Consider the following 1,480-nt stretch of genomic DNA (forward strand, 5'->3'; position numbering starts at 1 on the left):
TTGCCTTGGGCCATGGCTCTGCTCCTTATTTTAGGTAAACTTCGGAGCGATTATACTATATGAAATTGATGAAAGTATCAAGTCATATGACCGGAGCTATAATTCGTATTTTAAAATCTGTTTTTTTAGGGACTCTTATTTTAACGACGGTCAGTGTAATGGCTTTTCGTCATAAAGGTGTGCCCCGCACTGTTTTGGTTTTTTCTACTCTGATTTTGATCATTGGGTTGGCCGGACCGCGTCTTTGCTATCGATTTTTTAAGAACAGGCAGATTCTGCCGAATACAAAAGAGAAAAAACGAGTTCTTGTCGTAGGTGCAGGGCAGGGAGGTGATCTTTTGATTCGGGACCTGTCTTATAATCAGGAATATCATGCGGTCGCCTTGGTAGATGATGACCCTCATAAACTGGGGCGTGAAATTCAAGGTATTAAAGTATACGGTGCCATTTCAGAACTTGGCCGGATAATTGAATTGTTGGATATTGAAATTGTGATGTTTGCCATCCCTTCAGCAGGCAGGGATACAATGAAACTTGTTGTTGATCATTGTCTGGATGCCGGGGTGGAGTGCAGAACGCTTCCAACGATTGATGAAAAGCCTGACGGACTTGTTAATGTCGAGGCTTTGCGGCCCCTGACTTTGGAAGATTTGTTAGGGCGTGAGGCTATAGCGCTTGATCAAGAGGCAATTTTTGAGTATCTGCATCAAAAGATTGTATTGGTGACAGGCGCCGGGGGGTCCATCGGATCTGAATTGTGCCGCCAGATAGCAAAGCTGAGCCCGGCACAATTGATTTTGTTTGATAATGGAAAGTTTAATCTCTATTCTATTGATAATGAAATGCGCCAGGAATTCCCTGATCTTAATATTGTAACCGTGCTTGGGGATGTGAAAAATCAGTGCCGGGTGGATTGGGTTTTCCGTAAATTTCACCCCTATGCTGTCTTTCATGCTGCTGCATATAAACATGTTCCCATGGTGGAGCTTAATCCTGCAGAAGGGGTACAAAATAATATCATTGGAACAAAAATAGTGGCTAATGCGGCTGAAGAGTATAAAACAGATCGTTTTGTTTTGGTGTCCACAGATAAGGCGGTGAACCCTTCAAATGTGATGGGCGTAACAAAGCGTGCCGCAGAGCTTTACTGTCAAAATTTTGCATCACACTCTTCAACCCGGTTTATTACAACCCGTTTCGGAAATGTTCTAGGATCTGCCGGGTCTGTAGTGCCTCTTTTTCAGCAACAGATAAAAAAAGGTGGGCCGGTGACTGTTACCCATCGGGATATCAGCCGTTATTTTATGACCATACCAGAGGCCGTCAGCTTGATTTTACAGGCCGGGGCTATGGGGGAAGGCGGCGAAATTTTTGTATTGGATATGTGAGAGCAATCACGGTAATCCATGGACAGACATTCACGATAAAAAATGGTGTGACCGGTTTTAACAGATAATCTTCTCAGCTTTTAGTAACGTCC

1 protein-coding gene is annotated in these 1,480 nt (G+C 43.6%); it reads left to right on the forward strand.

All coding sequences use genetic code 11. From position 1 onward, the window contains the following. Nucleotides 1–86 precede the first annotated feature (86 nt). Nucleotides 87–1,388: a nucleoside-diphosphate sugar epimerase/dehydratase gene (locus tag B147_RS28055; RefSeq protein WP_245568986.1), complete on the forward strand. Its 1,302-nt coding sequence runs from the start codon at nucleotides 87–89 to the stop codon at nucleotides 1,386–1,388. Nucleotides 1,389–1,480 lie beyond the last annotated feature (92 nt).

The sequence above is a fragment of the Desulfobacter curvatus DSM 3379 genome (assembly GCF_000373985.1).
Lineage (GTDB): Bacteria > Desulfobacterota > Desulfobacteria > Desulfobacterales > Desulfobacteraceae > Desulfobacter > Desulfobacter curvatus.

Bases quoted from the DNA above. Each gene is read 5' to 3' on its own strand.
- B147_RS28055 (WP_245568986.1), top strand. From the start codon at position 87: ATGACCGGAGCTATAATTCGTATTTTAAAATCTGTTTTTTTAGGGACT.